General features: G+C 47.3%; 11 protein-coding genes. 7 read left to right on the top strand and 4 right to left on the bottom strand.

The window, feature by feature from the left end; translation table 11 throughout:
- The first annotated feature begins 101 nt into the window (after window positions 1–101).
- The 5 genes from AC50YG_RS08615 (at window position 102) to AC50YG_RS08595 (ending at window position 6,508) form a co-directional block, all read left to right on the top strand.
- Entirely contained in the window at window positions 102–2,027 is a 1,926-nt protein-coding gene (locus AC50YG_RS08615; RefSeq protein ID WP_494826130.1) for an ABC transporter ATP-binding protein, read from the top strand.
- Window positions 1,996–3,732 (top strand): ABC transporter ATP-binding protein, encoded by a 1,737-nt coding sequence (locus AC50YG_RS08610; protein WP_494826128.1) that lies wholly within the window; start codon window positions 1,996–1,998, stop codon window positions 3,730–3,732. The genes AC50YG_RS08615 and AC50YG_RS08610 overlap by 32 nt, the downstream gene beginning before the upstream one ends.
- A gap of 171 nt (window positions 3,733–3,903) precedes the next feature.
- Window positions 3,904–4,443, top strand: a complete 540-nt coding sequence (locus tag AC50YG_RS08605) for a serine hydrolase domain-containing protein (protein ID WP_494826126.1) — start codon at window positions 3,904–3,906, stop codon at window positions 4,441–4,443.
- 193 nt (window positions 4,444–4,636) lie between these two features.
- Window positions 4,637–5,557, top strand: a complete 921-nt coding sequence (locus AC50YG_RS08600; protein WP_494826124.1) for a hypothetical protein — start codon at window positions 4,637–4,639, stop codon at window positions 5,555–5,557.
- A gap of 96 nt (window positions 5,558–5,653) precedes the next feature.
- Window positions 5,654–6,508 carry an AraC family transcriptional regulator gene (locus tag AC50YG_RS08595; protein ID WP_494826122.1) on the top strand — a complete coding sequence of 285 codons (855 nt, stop codon included), beginning with the start codon at window positions 5,654–5,656 and terminating at the stop codon, window positions 6,506–6,508.
- Window positions 6,509–6,676: 168 nt separating this feature from the next.
- Here the strand turns inward: AC50YG_RS08595 and AC50YG_RS08590 are convergent, their stop codons facing one another.
- The 4 genes from AC50YG_RS08590 to AC50YG_RS08575 form a co-directional block, all read right to left on the bottom strand.
- A complete protein-coding gene (locus AC50YG_RS08590; RefSeq protein WP_494826120.1) occupies window positions 6,677–7,663 on the bottom strand; it encodes a sensor domain-containing diguanylate cyclase in 987 nt (328 codons plus the stop codon).
- A gap of 57 nt (window positions 7,664–7,720) precedes the next feature.
- Complete coding sequence (locus AC50YG_RS08585) at window positions 7,721–8,527, bottom strand: alpha/beta fold hydrolase (protein WP_473757380.1); 807 nt, start codon at window positions 8,525–8,527, stop codon at window positions 7,721–7,723.
- Between the two features lie 969 nt (window positions 8,528–9,496).
- The gene (locus AC50YG_RS08580; protein WP_494826118.1) at window positions 9,497–10,297 is read right to left on the bottom strand and encodes a hypothetical protein; all 801 of its coding nucleotides are present in this window, start codon (window positions 10,295–10,297) and stop codon (window positions 9,497–9,499) included.
- Window positions 10,298–11,143: 846 nt separating this feature from the next.
- Window positions 11,144–13,381 (bottom strand): carboxylesterase family protein, encoded by a 2,238-nt coding sequence (locus tag AC50YG_RS08575; protein WP_494826116.1) that lies wholly within the window; start codon window positions 13,379–13,381, stop codon window positions 11,144–11,146.
- A 589-nt stretch (window positions 13,382–13,970) separates the two neighbouring features.
- Here AC50YG_RS08575 and AC50YG_RS08570 point away from each other — a divergent pair.
- Together AC50YG_RS08570 and AC50YG_RS08565 are read left to right on the top strand one after the other, a co-directional pair.
- Window positions 13,971–14,969, top strand: a complete 999-nt coding sequence (locus AC50YG_RS08570) for an S-layer homology domain-containing protein (RefSeq protein ID WP_494826115.1) — start codon at window positions 13,971–13,973, stop codon at window positions 14,967–14,969.
- Window positions 14,970–14,994: 25 nt separating this feature from the next.
- A complete protein-coding gene (locus AC50YG_RS08565; protein WP_494826113.1) occupies window positions 14,995–16,215 on the top strand; it encodes an S-layer homology domain-containing protein in 1,221 nt (406 codons plus the stop codon).
- Window positions 16,216–16,407: the final 192 nt, after the last annotated feature.

Here is a 16,407-nt window from a genome sequence, read left to right as displayed (position 1 = left end):
GATTTTCATAAATAATGATAATGTTTCTCAATAGTAGCGTCATTAAGGGAGGCTTTTCGCTTGAGTTGGAATGATTTTTGCTTGAAGGAGAGGAAGCTATAATGGCTGGAAAAACAGCTGGTAAAACGGCTAATAAGACGGGAATCGCAAGACTGCTGGAGCTGGCGGGGGAAAGACGCGGGCTGCTTGCTGTTTCAGGGGTGCTTTCAGCGATAAGCGCGGTTTGCATGCTGGTTCCGTATGTATCGGTTTATTTTATTATAAAAGAACTGCTGGAGCATGCGGCGAATCCGCTTGCTGCCGATGGCGGGTTTATGGTTCGCTGGAGCATGGTGGCCCTGGGCGGCTTACTGGGCAGCCTGCTTCTTATGTATGGCGGAGGGCTTGCCTCGCATATTGCGGCTTTTCGGATATTGTATGGGCTGCGGGTGAAGCTGTCGGCGCATATTGGAAAGCTTCCGCTCGGCTGGCTGAACAGCACATCTACCGGTGCGGTTAAAAAGACGCTGGATCAAAATGTTGAAAAGGTTGAAACGTTTGTTGCCCATCAGCTGCCGGATCTCGTACATATGGCGGTCACGACCATACTGATGATCGTTGCAATGTTTTGGCTAAACGTGTGGCTGGCTGCGGCTTGCTTGATTCCGATTGTGATCGGATTCATTTTGCAGGGGCTGATGATGTCAGGCTCAAAGGCGCAAAACAGCATGAAGCAATATTACGATTCGCTGGAACGGCTGAGTGGCTCGGCTGTTCAATACGTACGGGGAATGCCCGTTGTGAAGGTGTTTGGACAAACGGTATTTTCCTTCCGTCAGTTTTACGACGATATGGTGAAATACCGGGATTTTTGCGTGAAATATACGGATCATTTCCAGTACGGCTTTTTATCCTTCAAAGTCATACTCAGCTCCTTTGCCACCTTCTTGCTGCCAGTTGGCGTATTTCTGCTCCAGCGTGATCCCGGCAATGTGGCTTTTGCCGCGATGCTGCTCTTTTTCCTCATTATGTCGCCAGGCATTTCTGCACCGATGTTCAAAATCATGCACATCGCCTCGTCGCTGCGCGATATTAATGAAGGGGTTGTGCGGATCGACCTGATCTTCGCCGAGAAGCCTATTCCGGAACCGAAATATCCGAAGCGCCCTGCTACCTATGAGGTGTCCTTTAATAATGTTTCCTTCACCTATGGCAAGATGGATGAGAACGTGGATAAGGACAGGAACGCGAGCCAGAAGCAGAGTGATCGTGCAGCTGAAATGGAACGCGAAGATGGGTATGTGTTGTCTGGAGTCAGCTTCGTGGCGCAGCAAGGGGAAGTAACCGCGCTTGTCGGTCCTTCCGGGGCAGGGAAATCGACGGTGGCGAGCCTGCTGCCGCGGTTCTGGGATGCCCAGTCGGGCTCTATTGAAATAGGCGGCGTCGATATTCGCGACATGGCTACGGATGAGCTGATGAATACGGTAGCGTTTGTTTTCCAGCAGACGTTCCTATTTTACGATACCGTCTACAACAACATTGCGGTTGGCGTGCCAAATGCTTCTCGAGAAGCGGTATACGCGGCAGCCAAAGCGGCACAGTGCCATACATTTATTAGCCAGCTTTCACACGGCTACGATACGTTGATTGGCGATGGCGGCGTCTATTTGTCCGGCGGCGAGGAGCAGCGGATTGCAGTAGCAAGGGCGATTTTGAAAAATGCTCCGATCCTTGTGCTCGATGAAGCGACAGCGTTTGCCGATCCTGAAAATGAATTCGAAATGCAGCTCGCTTTAAAGGAGCTGACGAAGGGGAAGACGGTTATTGTCATTGCCCACCGTCTATCTACAATTCGCGATGCGGCCCAAATTATTGTCATGGACAATGGGTGCATTGTTGAACGCGGGAAGCATGAGAAGCTGCTTGCAGCCCGCGGGCTTTATGCGAAATTATGGGATGCATATACGGCAGCGACGGGCTGGCGAATCGGATTAGGAAAGGGGGCAGAGAAACAACATGGGAATGATGCGCAATATAACAGCAGGTAGTCCCAAAGCATTATGGAAGCCGATTGCCTATACCGTGCTTTCCAACTTGGTTGCGATTATCCCGTTTGTGCTGTTGGTGGAGGTAGCCAAAATTATTTTCACCTCCTTTGCCGATCCGGCTGCCTCACTCGATATAACGCGGCTGTGGTGGATTTGCGCCAGCATGGCGGGAGCCATGGTACTGCTCTTTATAAGTGAAATTCCCGCTTATCGAGCGCAATATCGCGGTGCCTATACGACGGCGGTAGAGGGGAGAAGCCGGCTTGCGGAGCATCTTCGCAAGCTGTCGCTTGGCTATTTGAATAAACGTGATCCCGGCGACCTCGCCAATATGATGATGGGAGATTTTGCGCTCGTTGAGCATGGTATTTCCCATGTTGCACCGCAGCTGTTTGCGGCGGCGCTGACGCCAATTTTGGCTCTGCTGGGACTTTCGCTGCTCGATTGGCGGCTTGCGCTTGCCTTGTTTGCGACTCTGCCTTTTACCATTTTAATCGTGCTCGCAACGAGCAGCCTCACCCGCAAGCTTGGCGCGAATCATATGCGGGCGAAAATTAACGCCTCCAACCGCTTGCAGGAATATTTAAACGGGATACAGGTCATTAAGGCGTTTAATTTGACGGGTGATCGCTTCGTCCGGCTGGAGCAGTCGTTTAAAGACCTCATGCAGCACAGCATTCGCATTGAAGGGATATTGGGGCCAGTCGTGTTAAGCGCGGTTGCTCTACTGCGGGCAGGTTTGACGCTCATGGCCATCATCGGAGTCCATTTGCTGCTCGGCGGCAGTCTGGATTTGATTACGTTCGTAACCTTCTTGCTTATAGGCACGAGGATTTATGATCCGTTGACGACTGCGCTGACCAGCTATGCAGAGTTTCGTTATAATGAGCAGGCGGGAAAACGAATCATCGAGCTGCTGGGGGAGCCTGTCATGTCGGGAGAGAAGCAGCCGCCTGCGGGGCATGATCTTGTCTTCGACAATGTCACGTTCGGCTACAATGAGCATGCCGTTATTCAACAGGCGAGCTTAAGCTTGCCGTCAGGCTCTTTCACCGCGCTGGTCGGTCCTTCGGGCAGCGGCAAAAGCACCGTGCTGCGGTTGATTGCCCGTTTCTACGATCCTAGCGAGGGGCAGGTGCTGCTCAGCGGTGAAAATATTCGGGAGATGAACCCGGAGGCACTGCTGCGCAAAGTATCTATGGTGTTTCAGGATGTGTATTTGTTCCAGGATACAATCGCGAATAACATACGTGTCGGCAAAGCCGGAGCCACCCAGCATGAAGTGGAGCAAGCAGCCCGTCAGGCGTGCTGCCATGATTTTATTATGAAGCTGCCGCTGGGCTATGAAACGCTGGTTGGAGAAAGCGGGAGTACATTATCCGGCGGGGAGAAGCAGCGGATTTCCATTGCGCGGGCGATATTGAAAGATGCTCCAATTGTGCTGCTGGATGAAGCGACGGCTTCCCTCGATCCTGAAAATGAAGCCGATATTCAGCAGGCGATCGACCGCCTCATTCAAGGGCGTACCGTTATCGCGATCGCCCATCGGCTGAAAACGGTCATGAATGCCGACCAGATTATTGTGCTGGATCAAGGCCGAATCGTTGAGCAGGGCCAGCATGAGGAGCTATTGGCCGCAGACCGCCTGTATGCGCGTCTGTGGAAGCTGCAGCAGCAGACGGCAGGCTGGCAGATTTCGTCTTGAATGGTTGCAGGCTGAATCGATAAAGTAAGGCCAAATGGGAAGGAATGTCGAATGGAGCTTATCCATTCGGCATTTTTGTTTTTAAAGGAAGCAGGTTAAAGCTTATAATTAATAGTGGAGATATAGGAATGTATGTTCTATATTGTGGAGGAAGGATTGGAGTAAAATAGATTGAATTGGAATGAGAGAGGGCTAATACAGAATATGCCGTTAAATATTAATGTGGTTGAACGTATGGAGCATTATGGGGTGGCAGGTTTGAGTACTGCTTTTATTCGGCATGGACAGCTGAGTGCGGCAGAGAGCTTTGGTGTTCTGGAACAAGCAGCCTCGCATCTGGTGAATAACGATACAATTTTCAACGCATGCTCCATTAGCATGTTTCTAACGTCCATGCTCGCTATGAAATTAGTCGAGGATGGTCTTCTCTCATTAGATGAGGATGTAAATGATAGCCTTGCTTCATGGAAGGTTCCGGTTCATCCATGGACTGCTAGCAGCAAAGTTACGCTTAGGGCATTGCTTTGCCATCAAGCCGGCATTGTTGATCCTGAAGGAAGTTTTGGCGAGCTCCATTCCAAGGCGCTTTTTTCATCAATGGCGGAGTTGTTAGAGGGGAAGACATCTTATTGTAAAGAGCCTATTAGGGTGGAATATGAGCCGGGCTTTGGACGACGCCGTCCGATTTGGCGATGCTTGTTGTGGAATTAATGAATGCTCTTAAAGGTCAAAGCATCATAGGATTGTCTGCGAGCCATGCGAAGGAGCTGATGTCTCTCCGTCTGGGGTCTGAGTCAAAATCGGCTTTCCGTCCTGTGAAATACTGGTTAAAGGTCCGTTCCGGTTACCCTGTCCATTCCATTAAAGTTAAGGAAAGAAGCTAATAGGGAATGGGTGGGATATTATGATTCGGAATTTAGGTACGGAAGATGGCCTGCAAGGGGAGGGGCCAGCAAGAAAGGTTCGCTTGTTTCAGGGAGAAGGCCTGCTGGCGGCGCTAGGCATACTTGGCTTTGTGCTGGCAGCGGTATGTGTGGTCTGGATGCTGCTCTATGGTGGCGAGGTTGCGCCAAACGGGGATGTAAGCAAAGCGGCTTCCTTTAATGCAGCATTGGGCATTTTTCTGCTCTCGACAGCGGCGATATTGCCTTTGTCTGCTATGAGTGGAAGGGGCAAGGCGATTTTTCGCTGGTCTTATGTGATCCTCTCCCTATATTCGTATTTCGCTGAAAATGTGCAAAATATGCGCGGCATGAATCCGCGTTTTGCAGAAGGCGGTACAGCTTTTGATATAGCTGTGGCGGCCGGTTTTGGCTTCGTGGCCATGCTGCTGATCGTGTTTTATTGCGTGCTGGCGGTTGCTTTCTTCCGCAGCAGATCGTATCAGCTAAGACCAGAGCTTGTTCTCGCGATCCGCTACGCAATGGTGGCGGTATTGCTTTCCTTCGCCGCTGGCATTTGGATTTCCATTACGGAGAGCCGTCTGACAGGAGGAAATGGGAATATTATCTGGCTTCATGGGTTAGGCTTTCATGCTATCCAAGCTGTACCGCTTGTCGCATGGCTGTCGGAGCGCACAAGGCTGCGTCCCCAAGATCGCCGCAAGTGGGTACATGTGGCGGGAATAGCCTATATCATTGGCCTGCTGGAAGTTGGCTGGCAAACTTGGATCGGTGGTGCCATGCTGGAGTTGTCGCCGCTGCCGCTGCTCGCTTTGTTCTTCTTCCTGCTGTCTATCGGAGCTGGGTGCTATACGTTATGGCAGTCCGTAATAGGCGGGAAGAGCTCGGAGGGAAGCAGCCCATCACTGGGGCGCGAGGTATAATAGGTTACAAGGGAGGAGCCTTGCATTCTTGTGCAGAGAATGCAAGGCTGTTCTATGTTATTTTAGGTATAGTAATGAGCAGAGGAGGACGGGGTTATGGATTGGGTATTACAAATGAATGCGGCCATTGGCTACATTGAAGATCATTTGACTGATGAGATTGATTATGCGGAAGCCGCCCATATTGCTGGATGTTCGCTCTATCATTTTCAGCGGATGTTTCCGTATATTATGGAGGTGTCGTTATCGGAATACATTCGCAGGCGACGGCTCAGTCTGGCGGCATTTGAACTGCAAAACAGCACGGTAAAGGTCATCGATGTGGCGCTCAAATATGGTTACGATTCCCCCGAAGCATTCGCCCGCGCTTTTCAGCAGCTGCATGGTACAACACCAACTGCTGCAAGAAGTGCTGGAACGAAGCTGAAGGCCTATCCGCGCCTATCCTTTCAAATTTCAGTAAAAGGAGCGGCAGCTATGAATTATCGAATCGAGGAGCTTGGCGCATTTTCCGTCGTCGGCATTTCCGAGCAGGTGCGCAATAGCGAGGTGTTTGAGACGGTACCGCGGTTATGGGCTGAGGCAGCACAGGCTGGACTGTTTGAAAAGCTTTGGACGATTCGCGCGACCGAGCCCGGTATCCGCGGCATACTTGGCGTATGCGCTGATGGAGGGCACGGGCAAAACGAGTTTTTAAACTACATTTTAGCGATTGAAACGGAGCAAGAGGCTCCTGAGGCTATGGTCCGCCGCGAGTTTTCGCCTTCGTCATGGGTGGTATTTGAAGTGGAGGGCGGGCCAGATCAACTGGGTGGTATTTGGAAGCGGCTGTATACGGAATGGCTGCCTACCTCGGCCTACCGGCTGGCTAATTTGCCAGCTATCGAATGTTATTTGCCGCCAGAAGAAAACCGCAACGAGCTGTGGGTGGCGGATGAGGCGAAAGCTTAATATGGGTAACGAAACTGCTGCACGATTTAGCTGGCGATTTGCTCGTATTTCGGCAAGCTAGTAAGTGTGAAATATAACAAAAGAAGAAGCCGTCTTCGCCTCGCAGCGCAGGTGGCTTCTTCTTTCACTTGGGGCATATCTACCCTACTACATGCTACTTGTTACTTGCTATTTGCTGTTCACTAAATGGTCAGCATGAGTAATGCGGTTTCTTCCGGCCGTCTTTGAAGCATAGAGGGCAGTATCGGCTTTATGAATCAGCGTTTGGTCGGTATCACTGGTCGTAACGGTTGCTGCGCCAATGCTGACTGTAATACTGTGCTCGCCCCAATCCGTAGAAGCTATCGTCGTGCAATATCGTTCTGCGGCAACGATCGCTTTTTCCTGATTGGCGCCGGAAAGAATGATGACAAATTCCTCGCCCCCATAGCGGGCGGCGATGTCTCTCTCCCGTGACATCGTTTGCAGCAAGCGGGCTAGGTTAGTCAGGACTAGATCGCCGACCGGATGTCCATACGTGTCGTTAATCTTTTTGAAATGGTCGATATCAATAATGAGCAGCGAGAAGGGCTGCTGTGTTTCTTGGAACAAGGCAAGCTGTGCCAGCAGGCTATCTTGGAAAAAACGCCGATTTTTAAGCCCAGTTAGTGCATCCGTGGAGGCCATCGTTTCCAGACGATGGTTAATCCCTAGCAGTTCCTGCTGTTTAAGCTCGTATTCCGCATGCAGGAGCTCGAGCTTTCTATTGGCTTCATTGGTCGCCTGATACAACTCTTCAAGCTTGGTTTTTGTTTGTAAAATATCCTTCTCGTGCTCGATTCGCTTGCGCATCATTAAGACAACGCAGTCAATGGATGTGACTCCATCACGCTCCTGCCTGACCCCGTTTAGCAATACAGGCACATCTTCATGGCTGCTCGTCCGAAAAGAAAAGTACATTTCATCGACATGCCCATACAATTGAATGTACGGATAAAAATACGTTTGAAAAAACATTTTGTTCGTCACCGACAGGGTGGAGTGAATATGCTGACCAAGCAGCTCATCGCGCTCATAGTGCAGCATGTCCAGTAAAGTCTGATTAATCGATTGAATCAAGCCTGCGTCCGAAATGGAGAAATATCCGCAGGGAGCTTTATCTAATTGAATATCCATATAAGGGCTGCCTTTCTTTAAATATAGAAAAGGATATGAACCGGTTCATCTTGCCTATTACACACTGGCTAAATATTCTTTAATCATCTGGCTCGTTTCTTCAGGCTGACTTAAATGCGGATAATGTCCGGTCGCCGTCATCTGCCGAAGGACGCTGTTTTTGAGATGGGCATGCAAATAATGGCCTACTTCCACCGGAGCGATACTATCGTCGGTGCATTGAAGAATCAGTGTAGGCACAGATGCATGCTGAAGGCTGATTCGGCAATCGGAGAAAAAAGTGACTTCTGCAAACTGCCTCGCAATATGCGGGTCTCTGGAGCAAAAGCTTTTTTCCAGTTCCTCGCTTAATTCCTTGCGCTCGTTATTTTGCATGACAATGGGTGCCAGGTAGCTGGCCCAGCCAATGAAATTCATTTCCATCATCGAAAGCAATTCTTCTATATCTCGTTTGTCGAAGCCTCCGTAATAATCCGGAAGATCGTTCACATAGCGCGGGGAAGGCCCAAGCATGACAATACGCTCGAAATATTTGGACTCATGAATGGAAGCGAGCATGCCAATCATGCTGCTAACCGAATGGCCGACGAAAATAGCATCTCGCAAATCCAGCGTTTCCATCACATCCAGCACATCCTGGGCGTAGCCCTCTAGGTCATTATATTTTTGTGAATCATAATTGTGAATTTGCGATTTTCCAGAGCCTACATAATCAAACAATACAATGCGATAGTTGTCTACAAAGCTAGGAACCAAATAACGCCACATATCCTGATCGCATCCAAAGCCATGAGCAAAAACAATCGTTTTGCTGCCAGTACCCATTACCTTTACGTTATTCCGTTCCAAAACGTCGATAGTCATTATGAAGCTCCTTTCTGAAGCGCCCTGATGAAGTGATAACGAGGATTGCTGGCTTCTTGTTCATTATATCGGAAAATAGAGGAAGATTGATGATGGGGAGCAAGATTCAATGCTGGAAATGCGAGAGTTATTTAAAGTACGGCCTTTAAAATATACAGGACCACTGTACTTAATAGAACTGGTCAACATTTATAACGTATAGATGTATGGGAACACTCCGACAAATATGAAATAGGAGAAGGCTTGCTTCAAAATATCGAAGGCGTAGGCTCCGTTTAAAATAGAAACGGAGCCTACGCCTGGTTGTGGAATTTTCAGGAAATAATAAACAGTTTCAAATATATAATTGAACTGTTTGGCAACACGGATTGCTTAGCAGACTTTGAAACTGACTTTCAATTTTCAGAAGGACGTGAATTTGCATGCTTATCAGCTCCTTAATTACTGTATACGGAGTAGTTCTATTAACTACGATTATATTTATTTCAGAGAAATGAAGCATGGAGCAGACGACACAGTTTGCTGGGTCTCAGGGGTGTTTTTCAGAAAACACGATTATAAATAAATCTTCCAGGGTAAAGGGCGTTCAAAGAAAGAGTGAATTAACAAGATCATATTAATAAAATGGGAATAATTTAATCGCAATTTTGGTAATAAGGAATAAAGTCTATTTTTTTAATACTTTTTTTAAATGTAAAATTAATAATGCGAAGAATAGAGTGAATATAGGGATGAAAATTATGCTTAAACGGTTCCCATTATTGTTGATAATATAAAAAAAAGATAAAATCATACCAATAATGCTTATTCCAATATTTTCTCGGTTGTATTTACTCATTTTATATTTATTCATTCTATAAAACAATAAAATTAATATTAATACACAAAATATTAAGTTTATAATTAGCAGTGTATTAAGCATATAACCTCCAAATGCATACAATCTAATTGGATTGTATGCATATAAATTTAAATTTGTTTAAGATAACCGTATGCTTTTTCAAGATCTCCATTACATATATTATAATATGTTATGGCAGTTACTCCAGCAATAGCAGCTCCACCACCAGCAGCTATTGCAAGTATAACAGTTTCAATTGTAAATATCGCAGTAAGGGCAGCGCTTGAGAATGCTACCTTAGCACCTTGAAATGTTTTATAATCTCCATAGAAAATATCAATTGTATTCATCGCACGCACAGCATATACATTTTGAATAGAAGATGTTTTCTTGATATTATTTCCTCCTGGAGCATTTTCAAAATTCATACGATCGTAGCATGCCATGGTGTATGTAGAATAGTCTCCATAGTAGTGACAAATAGCTGGAATCCCATTAGCATCATTTGAAAGAGCAGACAGCTTCAAATTGCCTGATGGATTTGGAGTTATGGATATCTCTTGTTTTAATTCTTCGTCAGTCATTTTAACATCATCATGATAGATTTCATTATTTTTATTTACAAAATAATGTTCTACATAGTTTGTGTTTTCATATTCCGACTTATACTTCGCTTCGAACTCTGGGGATGAAAATTCATAATGGATGGTTTGTGTTAGTTTGATTGATGTTCCTTCATTGTTTATTTTTGTATCAGATTGTATGTTCAAAGTTCTGAGAGCAATTAATTCTCCTTCTTGTGAATAAATTGCTTGAGTCTGAGAAGGAATAATATTTTCTTTTACTATTGGAGCTGTTGCATAAACTGAACTTGATGCTACTAGCATAGAAATAAGAACGATAAAAGAAATAATTGATTTGAATTTCATTGAGTCAATCTCCTAATTGTGTTTTATACTAATAATAGTAAAATAACTCTACTTAATAATTTGAAATCTCATTATCACATTTAATTAGTTATTATATCCCAACTAATTCATGATGATTAATTAAATTAAGCCGAATAAAGAAAATGATACCATACTTATATTATTTGGTAAAGAAAAAAGTTCCAAATTTAATTATTTATTTGTACATCGAGGTATTAACGTAGTTCAAATATTTTTGGGATATTTGAAAATTTTTTGTATATATACTGAATTTTTGAAGAAGTTGAGCCGAGTAAGGAGGAATATGTTGCAATTTGTTAAACGATCATGATTGTGTTTCGATCATGTGGTGGTTTTGCTTACCTTAGATAACATCGATTATTTAAAACAGACCGTCCTCAGTTCGGAAATTCTGCTTTGTATGTAATCTTGGTTACTTGTGTCTAATAGAACGCCTTCGGAAGGAGGTGGTTTCACAGGATATAAAGTTCAAAGCGATAGCATTGAATTTGAAAATTTAGGCGAGCATCGTTAATTACCATAAGAAAATGAATATTCAGATTCATGGTATATAATCGAGTATGGATGTGGAAAATATATTTTTCTAGGAATATTGCGTCTTATATGCCGAAAATGAGGTCTTGACGCTTGTGAAAAGACGGTTACGCAGCATTATTACAGCACGATTCTGGAAGGCTATGCGTTCAACCTGATTACGACTTATCTGGACGATGACAACAGCCCGGCAGCGTCCATTCAGGACAACTGCCGGGCTGTTTGCTTTTTATATCGTTGCAGGCATGTCGATGCAAGGCTAAGCTGCATGACTAACGCTGCGAATACCGCTTACCAGAAAAATCTTCCTGCCAATACGCTTTCTTGCAGAAGCTTTAAGGTGTCCGCTGGAAGCTCCTGTTCCATACGGGAAAGCACGTCCGCTTTCTTGTAATATTCATTCGACATATGAATCGTCTGATGCTCATTCGAAGCATCCAGACGCAAAATGCGATTAGAGCCATCCTTAGCCGTCCACGGAGTCCATGCTGGCAGAGAGCTGGCATTTGGATTGCCGGTGTAGAGGAAGTTTTTCCAGTAACCATGAATGGCTGTTGTGAGCTCACTCCGTCCTGGCTCATTTTGCTCCGAGAAGTAGCCGTCAGGGAAATAGGCGGCAATGCCGGCTTTGCGTCCGAGAATGAAATCCATGTCTGCGCCGTGCGTTGCGCCGATCAATTGCTGCAGGCTGCTCGAAATGACACCATCCTGTGTGCCCCATGCGAAACGGTACGCATAAACGGCTGGCTGACCGGAACGAGCCGTCAGTACCTCGGCTGCACGCTCCGCGTTGAAGCTGGAATACAGCTCGCTACCATATTTGATGGCGGCTGCATATTGTGGCCCCTTCACGGGGTCCTTCAGCAGGCTGCCGTCTGCGAAGCCAGCGGCGAAGGCGGGATCACTCAAAGCGAAGGCGGAAAACTCCGTCGCTGTGCTGCCCAAAATCATCGGAAGCTGCGCATATTTGCCGCTCTTCAATACGTCAAAGCCTTCCGCTGGCAGCACCGTGCCATCGCTGAATAAATGCGGGAACGGCGCCATGCGGATGGCCGTTCCACCGAACTGCTGCACGAGATCCGCAGCAGGCTGCTTGCGCAAATATGCCGCGAGTTGCTCGGCTGTTTGGCCAGCTACCCACTTGGCAGCCGCCTCTTCATCGGCGGCTGTGCCATCCGCAGCGGCCAGCTTCGCCAGCACGCTGTTCACCTTGGCGTCGCCGTCCGCCGTAGGCGCGGTCGTCATGCCGCCGCTGAGCACAATGGCTTTCTGAAACAGCCCTTGGCTCAGTGGAGAGATGACGGCCGCCATGACATCGCGGCCGCCGGCCGATTGGCCGGAAAGCGTCACATTGGCAGCGTCTCCGCCGAATCCGCCAATGTTGCCTTGTACCCATTTCAGCGCCTGGAAAATATCCAGCAGGCCGTAGTTGCCCGAATCCTGAACCGCATCGCCTGTTGCTAGTGAAGGGTGATGGAAGAAGCCGAGCGCACCGAGGCGATAGTTGATCGATACGACGATGCTGTTCGTCGCTTCGGCAAGCAGGTCGCCTTTGAAATCTTTGCCGGAGCCGGTCATATTGCCGCCGCCATGCGCGAAGACGAGAACGGGCAGGCTTGTGCTGCTGTCAGCCGGCCGCCAAATGTTCAAATACAGGCAGTCTTCGCTGCCTGCCGCCTTGCCAGCTGCGAGCTGGGTACAATTCGCAGCGAAAGCGGTCGTCTCGAGCGTGCTTGTCCATTCTGCTGGCGCTTGCGGCGCTTTCCAGCGAAGCTCGCCGACCGGCGCCTTCGCATAAGGCACGCCGAGCCAGCTGAGCGTGCTGCTCGCTTCATCCTTGGCGCCTTTAATTGCGCCATAGGCGGTCTGCTGTGTCACATCGGCAGTGAAAGGGGCTTGTGCCGCTTGTTTTTTTATAAGCACTGCTAGCGTTTCGCCGCTGCTTTTATGCGTTGCTTTCAGCGCTTGCGCCGTTGCGGATGCAAGCTGGTGATTGGTCAGCTTGCCGCCTTTTTTCAATGCGGCGAGCCCTTGCTTGACTGCAAACGCCAGCACATCGGCTTCTTTATAGTCAACGCCAGCTTCATAGCCAAGCGCCTTCAGCAGCACTCGGGCATATTCCTGCGCCGTGACAGCCTGCTGCGGGGCGAAACGGCCATCCTTATCTGGCAGCCATCCGAGATGCGGATAGGCTTTCAAATAGTTCACCAGCGGCTGAAGCACTTTGCCTGCTTTCGCCGCATCAGGGAAGGAATCGCTTCCCGAATAGCTAAGCGCTTCTTTCTCTAAGCCTTTCAAACGAAGAAACAGCGTCGCTGCTTGTGCGCGGGTCGCCTGCTTGCTCCAATATTTTTCGCTGAGTGCTTTGCCATTGCCTTTAATGATGCCTTGATCCATTAGTGACTGAATTTCGGTGGATACAGCTGCCGCGGCGGGTGCCGCTGTGCTTGCGTAGCTGTAAAGCGGCATGCTTCCGAATAAAACGGCGAGCAGCAAAGCAACGACGCTCAATTGTCTGACCTTCCCCATTTGTACAATCATCCTCTCTGTTGTCATTTACCGTCATACCGTGATACCTGATCGTTTCTTCTATGATGCCCGGTATTTTGTCACAGCCCTCCTTTATGATGCCTTTTCATTATAAGAAGTCAGTTCCGATGCAACTACGACGATAACGACATCTAACATGTTCAATTCCGACTTTTTGTAATCGCTTTCATTTTTAAGTTTGGGTTGTGAAATCTATTAATCTAACACTCAATAGGTGGTGAGAGATATCTTATGGCATATACGATTAATGAGATTGTGAAAAACGGGCATAGTGGCGAGTTTTTTTAATTGAGCGATGAGGGTGAAGTGGATCGTATATCGACTGTTGATCATAGAAAATTAGATATACATGGGGTAATTCGGCGGATTTAGGATAATGATGAAGGGTATTATGAGTTATTGTGACAAAATAAGCTAAAAAATGGATTGACAATATTTTATAAAATAGGGTAAAGTATAAAATAATTATGAAGCGAAGCACGCTTAAATCCTCCTGGGTTTTTTGCGTGCTTTTTTGCGCTTTATGGGGGGATGGGCTGTGCCATTTTACCTATGAAGGAGTCCCCGCATGAAGAAAAATCAATTTATGTTAACGGTCGTTGTGGCGCTTGCCTTTAATCCGGTTTTGCATGCCCAGGCGGCAGAAGCGAGGCAGCGGCTAAACGATATGGAGGGCCATTGGGCGCGTATTCCTGTGGAGCAGGCGGTACAGTCTGGTTATGCGGGCGGCTATGCGGATGGTACATTTCGACCGAATAAACCAGCTACTCGCGCAGAGCTGCTTGCCGCAGTTATAAAAGCACAGCAGCTTGAGGTGGCCAATATGGATACGCCATTTCTGGATGACAGCGGATGGTTTCGCCCTTATATGGCAGTTGGATTGAAGCTTAGTTTATTGAAAATGGCGGAATATGATTCAGGCAAGTTTAGGCCGAATCAAGCAATTACGCGCGGAGAAGCAGCGAGGCTCTTCGTTCGGGCGGCGGGTGAGGACAAGGCAGGACGTGCAAAGGGATATGTCTATATGTCCAAGCAGCTTGGACTGATGAAGGGTGATGCTGCCGGCAGGATCGGGATGGACCGCAAGCTGACGCGTGCGGAAGCGATCGTGGTCATTCATCGTTTACTGAATTGGCAGTCAGCGCAGGCTCGCGTTGCGGGCTTGATGGAACAGCCAACTTACGTAACGACTGGGGAGCTGAAGCAGTTGGTTGTGTCACTCGAAAGCTTCACGGGCGATGTAATGGTTAGTGGGCAAACGGTGCTGCTTAATCCTGAAGGCAACGGAAAACCAGCCGATTACAAAATAACGTTGGAGTATGACAGCAGGAAAAAAGCAACGACGATATGGCTATATGCGAAGCCCATTGTATATAAACAGTTGTTAATGGAGCTATTGGCCCGTTATGTGGGGGAATCTGCGGATGCGGCTTATGGGGATGCGGTTAAGCTGGATGCTGGAAAAGCGTTGGAGGCTAGACTGCTGAAAACCTACAACGGAAAGAAAATCATAATGGACAAAAGCGAGGCCGGCAAGAGCTTGGTCATTATTATTTACTCAAACTAATCTAATCGGAAGAAGGCTGAATAAGATGGAGAAAATGGGATCGCAATGGTGGAAGGGCTCTATTTTATTGCTAGTGTTGGTGGCGGTAATGTCTACGTTGTCGTTAACGTCGGTAGATTCTAAAATGGCTCAAGCGGCTTCTCCTGTGTTTAAAGATATTTCAGGGCATTGGGCGAAGGAATCGATTGAAGCTGCGGTGAAGGCGGGTATTTTGAACGGGTATCCGGATCAAACGTTTAAGCCACAAAATCCGATTACGCGTGCGGAGCTGCTCAAGGTCATTGCACTGACGACGAAGGTAGAGGCTGCGGCTGCTCCTGCGGGCAAGCCATGGTATACAGGCTATCAGAGGGCGCTGACTGATGCGAAAATCTATGCTGTTGGCGATTTCACGGGCGATCTGGGCAAGGCGGTAACGCGTGTGGAAATGGCTAAGCTCGCCGTACGCGGAGCAAATGCTGAGTACCGCGGCGCAAAGCTGACGGCGGATGAGCTGATGTTCCGCGCCGTGAACGCAGGTCTGCTGTCGCGGACAGGTGCCAAGGCGGAAACGATTGACCCAGATGGGACCACTACTCGGGCACAAGCGGCCGTTATCGTCACGCGCCTGCTGAAACTCGCGGGTGGCGGGAAGCTGTCGGTGGATCAGGGGGCTTCAACAGCGGCTGAGATTAAGTGGCATGATCATAATGTGATAACAATGTTAAATCAAGATGATTTAGTGAAGCTACCTTTTACGAAGGAAATGCGGCCGGGTTTCAATGTATCGATTGAACAGTTGGTTATTGTGGACCCACTCGATAAAGACGGGTATTATGCAGAGTATTTAGAGGGTGCTGAATATCAAGTTTCTGGTAAAGATATCGATCCTAAAAAAACACCAGGATTAGTATTTGGTATGAAGCTTGTAGGAAAAAATTTGGTAGTAGATGCTAATCGCAGTGAAAGTGCAGAAACTAGTTTCTATATGTATACGGAAGGGGATATTGGAAGTACGCAAATTAAAGATAAATTTTATTACTACGACATGAAGACTATAGAACGAAAAGGAATTTTTATGAACAAAATGTCACTATATTTTGGGGTCAAAAACAATGTCGAATATAACTGGAGTCTTCCTTTTGTCCCGAAAAATATTATTACACAGCAAATTAAAAAATATGGAGGATTTCCTATTCATTTTAGAACTTATATTGGACAAAAAGATTACTACTTGACGGGAGTTAAAGATATATGGGCAAAATAAAACCAATTTTATCGTTACTATTAATCTTTTCTATAGCAATTGGAATTTTCCCTATTCAACCTCCAGTGATTACAGCTGCTAGTGCTGAAACGATCACCAAAAGTTACAAAGTGAAATTAGGAACTGAGGGATCTTTCGATCTAGCTTCAAGTAGAAGCAATGTGACAACGGTAAATGCACCGGTTCCAGACG

This window comes from Paenibacillus sp. J31R34, from assembly GCF_059383715.1.
This window is presented reverse-complemented; position numbering and strand designations above follow the sequence as displayed.

Bases quoted from the DNA above. Each gene is read 5' to 3' on its own strand.
- AC50YG_RS08565 (WP_494826113.1), top strand. From the start codon at position 14,995: ATGGAGAAAATGGGATCGCAATGGTGGAAGGGCTCTATTTTATTGCTA.
- AC50YG_RS08615 (WP_494826130.1), top strand. From the start codon at position 102: ATGGCTGGAAAAACAGCTGGTAAAACGGCTAATAAGACGGGAATCGCA.
- AC50YG_RS08590 (WP_494826120.1), bottom strand. From the start codon at position 7,663: ATGGATATTCAATTAGATAAAGCTCCCTGCGGATATTTCTCCATTTCG.
- AC50YG_RS08570 (WP_494826115.1), top strand. From the start codon at position 13,971: ATGAAGAAAAATCAATTTATGTTAACGGTCGTTGTGGCGCTTGCCTTT.
- AC50YG_RS08610 (WP_494826128.1), top strand. From the start codon at position 1,996: ATGGGAATGATGCGCAATATAACAGCAGGTAGTCCCAAAGCATTATGG.
- AC50YG_RS08595 (WP_494826122.1), top strand. From the start codon at position 5,654: ATGGATTGGGTATTACAAATGAATGCGGCCATTGGCTACATTGAAGAT.
- AC50YG_RS08585 (WP_473757380.1), bottom strand. From the start codon at position 8,527: ATGACTATCGACGTTTTGGAACGGAATAACGTAAAGGTAATGGGTACT.
- AC50YG_RS08600 (WP_494826124.1), top strand. From the start codon at position 4,637: ATGATTCGGAATTTAGGTACGGAAGATGGCCTGCAAGGGGAGGGGCCA.
- AC50YG_RS08580 (WP_494826118.1), bottom strand. From the start codon at position 10,297: ATGAAATTCAAATCAATTATTTCTTTTATCGTTCTTATTTCTATGCTA.
- AC50YG_RS08575 (WP_494826116.1), bottom strand. From the start codon at position 13,381: ATGGGGAAGGTCAGACAATTGAGCGTCGTTGCTTTGCTGCTCGCCGTT.